The organism is Salipiger sp. D13 (assembly GCF_003703915.1).
GTDB classification, from domain to species: Bacteria; Pseudomonadota; Alphaproteobacteria; order Rhodobacterales; family Rhodobacteraceae; genus Salipiger; species Salipiger profundus.
In genome coordinates this window covers 1-5052 of sequence record NZ_RAPJ01000087.1, presented here as the reverse complement: position 1 = coordinate 5052, position 5052 = coordinate 1, and the positions used below count along the sequence as shown (strand labels likewise).

5 protein-coding genes are annotated in these 5052 nt (G+C 72.2%); 3 read left to right on the top strand and 2 right to left on the bottom strand.

What is annotated here, in order from left to right:
* Positions 1-1453, top strand: a 1453-nt coding sequence (locus D6860_RS25000; protein WP_164845667.1) for a glycosyltransferase family 2 protein, incomplete at its 5' end; no start/stop codon positions are given.
* Here D6860_RS25000 and D6860_RS24995 read toward each other — a convergent pair.
* The gene (locus tag D6860_RS24995; protein ID WP_076625990.1) at positions 1437-2483 is read right to left on the bottom strand and encodes a glycosyltransferase family 10 domain-containing protein; all 1047 of its coding nucleotides are present in this window, start codon (positions 2481-2483) and stop codon (positions 1437-1439) included. The genes D6860_RS25000 and D6860_RS24995 overlap by 17 nt on opposite strands.
* A gap of 54 nt (positions 2484-2537) precedes the next feature.
* Entirely contained in the window at positions 2538-3959 is a 1422-nt protein-coding gene (locus tag D6860_RS24990; protein WP_076625989.1) for a mannose-1-phosphate guanylyltransferase/mannose-6-phosphate isomerase, read from the bottom strand.
* Between the two features lie 226 nt (positions 3960-4185).
* On the opposite strand from D6860_RS24990, the gene D6860_RS24985 reads away from it, so the two are divergent.
* Together D6860_RS24985 and D6860_RS24980 are read left to right on the top strand one after the other, a co-directional pair.
* Positions 4186-4674: a hypothetical protein gene (locus D6860_RS24985; RefSeq protein ID WP_076625988.1), complete on the top strand. Its 489-nt coding sequence runs from the start codon at positions 4186-4188 to the stop codon at positions 4672-4674.
* A 32-nt stretch (positions 4675-4706) separates the two neighbouring features.
* A partial coding sequence (locus D6860_RS24980) for a hypothetical protein (protein WP_164845666.1) occupies positions 4707-5052 on the top strand: 346 nt, incomplete at its 3' end.

Sequence of the window (5052 nt, the reverse complement as noted above, 5' to 3'; positions counted from 1 at the left end):
CGGCGAGCCGGCGTTGCGCTCGGCGCAGGCGAGCATCGCGCGCGCCCAGGCCGAACCGGGGCTGCCCGACGCGCTCGCCGGCCGGCTGACGCTGATGGAGATGCTGGCGCTGCACGCGCTGTCGGGACTGGAGCCCGGCGCCCGCGACCGGGCCCGGGCGATCCTCGAGCGGGCGCAGGCCGGCAACCGGCTGAGCGCCGACCTGCTGCTGGCCTGGGCCAACCTGCAGGACGATCCGGGCGAGCGGCTGTTCTGGGTCAACCAGGCGCTGGCCGAGGCCGGCATCCCGCCGCTGGCGCTGCGCGAGGGCGAGGGCGCGCTCTACGACCGGCTGACCAGCGCGGTGCCGCTGCCGCCGGTGGAGGAGGGGCCGAAGGTCTCGGTGCTGCTGGCCGCGCATGACGCGGCGCGCACCCTGCCGACGGCGCTGCGCGCGCTCGCCGAGCAGACTTGGCGCAACCTCGAGATCCTCGTCATCGACGACGCCAGCCGGGACGACACCGCCGCCATTGCCGAGGCGGCGGCCGAAGCCGACCCGCGCATCCGGGTGCTGCGGCTCGAGGCGAACGTCGGCGCCTACCGTGCCCGCAACGCCGGGCTCGAGGCCGCCACCGGCGATTACGTCACCGTGCATGATGCCGACGACTGGACCCACCCCGAGCGCATCGAGCGCCAGGTCCGGCTGCTCGAGGCGCGGCCCGAGCTCGTCGGCTGCCTGTCGCAGATGGTGCGCGGCGGCGAGGACCTGCGCATCACCCGGCTGCGCGCCAACGGCCGGCTGGCGCTCTACAACATGGCCTCCTTCCTGTTCCGCCGCGCCCCCGTGCGCGAGCGGCTCGGCTGCTGGGACACGGTGCGCTTCGGCGCCGACAGCGAGCTGGTGCGCCGCTGCCGCAAGGTCTTCGGCGCGGCGGCGGTGGCCGAGATGGAGACCGGCCCGCTGACCATCCAGCGCGACGGCGGGGATGCCATCACCGAGAACCCGGTGACCGGCATCCAGGGCTTCTACTACGGCGCGCGCTTCGAGTATTTCGATGCGCAGGGCCACCATCACCGCAGCGGCGGCGCGCTGCGCTACACCGGCGACCCCGACGCGCGGCCCTTCGCGGTGCCGGCGCTGATGACCGATCCCGACCGGCTCGAGGCGGGGATCTTCGACGCCATCTACGTGGGCGATTTCCGGCTCGAGACACCGGAGCTGCAGGCGATGCTGGCCGAGATCGCGGCCCGCCGCGCGCGCGGCGAGCGGGTCGGCATCGTGCCGTATTACGATGTCGAGCTCGACACCGGCCGGCTCGAACTCTGCGACAGCTTGCGCGCGCAGGTCGACGGCGAGACGCTGGTGGTTCTGGTCTACGGCAACAGCGCCGCCTGCCGCGAGCTGATCGGACCCGACATCACCGACCGGCAGCTGCGCCAGCGCTACACGCCCGAGGTCACCCTGCTGGGCTGAGCGCCGGGGCGGGGCTGTCGCAGACCCCGGCCAGCGCGGCCTCGAGCGCCCGGGCGAGCCGGTCGTACTCGGCCCGAAGGATCGCCGGATCGGCGAAGAGCGCCGCCATCCGGCGTTGCGCCGCCATGTAGGGCGCGGGGTCGGTGGTGGCCGGGTCCCAGCTATCGATCGCCGCCGCGGCCTCGGTGGGGGGAAGCCCCTTGAGGTCCCAGAGCCCGCCCTCCGGCAGGAGCTCGTGCAGGCGGTGGCCGGGGCCGGCCTCGACCAGCGGTACCGCGCCCATGGCCAGCGCGTCGAAGGGTTTCTCGGTGACGTAGTCTGGGTGCAGCGTGTTCTCGATGGCCGAGAACAGCCGGCACTGTCCGTCGAGCCGCACCAGCTTGTCGAGATGCCAGTCGCGCAGCGCCTGCCGCCGGGGGCCGGGCTGCCAGCCGTGCCCGAGCCGCAGGCTGCGCGTCCCGCAGGCGCGCGCGATCCGGGTGCGGCGCGACGACAGCCCCGCCACGCCGGCCTGCGGGAAGCCGCGGTCGTATTTGGGATTGTCCCGCGCCTCTGCCATGAAGCCCGCCTGCCAGGGCGCCGCCGCCCAGAGCGCGCGCCAGCGCTCGGCGCCGCGCGCCGCGTTGCGGGCGAAGAGCCCGGCGTAGCGACGGGCATAGGCGGGATCGGTCAGCAGGAAATAGGGGATGCGGTCGAAGCGGTAGATGTCGCTCGTCAGGTGGGTGAGCCGGGTGAAGCGCAGCGGCCCGCGGGAGGTCTCGCGTGTGCCCTCCCTTGACAGCGGATCGGGGTCCCAGACGGTGTCCCAGAACGGCTCTTCCGAGAGCAGCACCAGTCTCTGGTCCGGCCCGATCCGGGCCTTCAGCACCTCGGCGTGGCGGTCGAGGTCCTTGGTGTGGCTCACCGCCACGATATCGGCCCGGGCGATGTCGTCCACGACCTCGATGCGGCCGGCGCAGGCGGCGCGGATCGCCGGGTAGGCCAGCGGTTGGCGGTGGGCGTAGTCGCCGAAGGGGCAGAGACGGATCATGCGGGGGACAGTGCAGTCGGGGGCGGGGCCGGCACGGCCCCACCCGGTGGCGCGTCAGCTGCGCGCGTAGATGTCTTCGTAGCGGACGATGTCGTCCTCGCCGACGTAGGAGCCGGTCTGCACCTCGATCAGCACCATCGGCACCTTGCCGGGGTTCTCCATCCGGTGCACGCAGCCGAGCGGCAGGTAGACGCTCTCGTTCTCGGTCACCAGCTTCACCTCGTCGTCGACGGTCACCCGCGCGGTGCCCTCGACCACGATCCAGTGCTCGGACCGGTGGTAGTGGCTCTGCAGCGACAGCGCGGCGCCGGGGTGCACGTGGATCCGCTTCACCTGGAAGCGGTTGCCGATCACCAGGCTCTCGAACCAGCCCCAGGGGCGGTGGTCCACCGGGAAGCTCGTCGCCTGCTTGGCGCCGCGCTCCTTGAGCGCGCTCACCGCCTCCTTGACGCGCTGCGCCTCGGACTTGTGGGCGACCAGCACCGCGTCGTTCATGGCGACGGCCATGATGTCCTCGAGCCCGATGCCCACCAGCTCCAACTCGGGGGTCTCCGAGCGCAGCAGCGTGTCGCGGCAGTCGATGGCGGTGGCATGCTCCGAGGTCACGTTGCCGGCGTCGTCGGGGCCGCTCTCGAGCCAGACCGCGTCCCAGCCGCCGAGGTCGGACCAGCCGGCGCCGTAGGGCATCACCGCGAGGTTGTCGGCCTTCTCCATGATCGCGTAGTCGATCGAGATGTCGGGCAACGCCGTCCAGGGCTCGGGCGCGAGCCGGGTGAAGCCGAGGTCGGTCTGCGCGCTCTCGAGCGCCGCGCGCACGCCGGCGAGCAGCTCGGGGGCATGGGCCTCGTAGGCGGCGACGATGGTCTTCGCGGCGAACAGGAAGATGCCCGCGTTCCACAGGAAGTTGCCGGCGGCCAGCATCTCGGCGGCGCGCTCGGCGTCGGGCTTCTCGACGAAGCGGGCCAGCGGCTGCGGGCTGTCGGCGGCGGGATCGGCGCCCCCGGCGAGCTCGAGGTAGCCGTAGCCGGTCTCGGGCCGGTCGGGGGTGATGCCGAAGGTCACCAGCCGACCATCGGCGGCGGCGGGGGCGGCGGCCTCGATGGTGGCGCGGAAACCGGCCGCGTCGGGGATCACGTGGTCGGAGGGCGCGACCAGCATGAGCGCCTCGGGATCTTTCGCCTCTAGGGCGAGTGCCGCGGCCAGCACGGCGGGGGCGGTGTTGCGCCCCTCGGGCTCGATCAGGATCGCCTGCGGCGCCTGCTCGATGGCGGCGAGCTGCTCGGTCACGATGAAGCGGAACGGGTCGCCCGTCAGGATCATCGGGGCGGCGAAGCCCGCGCCGGAAAGGCGGCGTGCCGAGGCCTGGAACAGGCTTTCCTCGCCCATCAGCTTCGCGAACTGCTTGGGATAGGACTTGCGCGACAGCGGCCACAACCGCGTGCCGGACCCGCCGCAGAGAAGAATGGGATGGATCATCTAATGGGCTCCGTTCAAAAAATTCCGGCGCCAGCGCCGTATCCCGGCAGGGCATGATAACCGGTGCTTTCTAGTTGCCCAAACGTTCATGCCGATGCAATACGATATCCCCTGTGGAGGTGGAAAGCCGCCGCATGTCACACGTCCGCCCGGGCAAGGCGGTTGCGGTGCTCCAAGATTTTGAGCAGGGTCTGCTGGACCCAGGGTATTTAAGACAGGCACCTAAATGAACGCACAGCATCTCGGCGGATCGGCAGGGCAGGGGGCGCAGATCGATCTCTGCGAGCGCCTGAAGCGCCAGAACGAGACGATCCTCGCGCAGAACACCGCGCTGGCCATGAAGCAGAGCGAGATGCGCCGCCTCGTCGAGGACCTCAAGGCCCGCAAGGCCCCCGCAGAGACGCCCGACACCACCGCGCTCGAGGCCGAGAACGCGCGGCTGTCGGACGCGCTGGCGCAGCGTGCCCATGAGCTCGGGGTGCTGACCCGCAAGCTCGAGGAGGCCCGCGCCGAGGATCCCCGCACCATGGCCGAGCTGCGCGCCGAGCTCGAGGAGCTGCGCGGCTACACCGCCGGCCTCGAGTACACCCACCTGACGGTGCTCACCAGCACCAGCTGGCGGCTCACCCGGGCGCTGCGCGGGCTCGTGCGGCGGCTCAAGGGGCAGCCGCGCCCGGCGCCCTTCGCGCCGCGGTTTCTGGATTACAACGGCTGAGCCTGCCCTTCGAGATCGGAAGTTCCCAGTTCATGACCAGTCCCGAAAGCGTGTCCCAGCCGGGTGTTTCCCGAACCGCGATGCTGAGCTGGCACGGCCCTGCCGCCGCCGACCGTGCGCTCGCCGCCTGGCTCGGCGTGCCGAGCGTGGCCGAGATCGACGATGTCGCCGCCGCGCTGGCGGAAGACGAGCGCTGCCGCGCGGTGCTGATCTGTCCCGCGCCGCTGCCCGAGCTGTCCCGGGCGCTGGCCTCGGGCACTCCCGCCGCGCGGGCGCTGGCCGACTGGTGCGAAACCGCCCGCGCGCTGCTGGTGCTGCAGCGTCGCCACCGCCGCCGCCTGCGCATCGTCTCGACCGGCGCCCCCGAGGCGCTCGGCG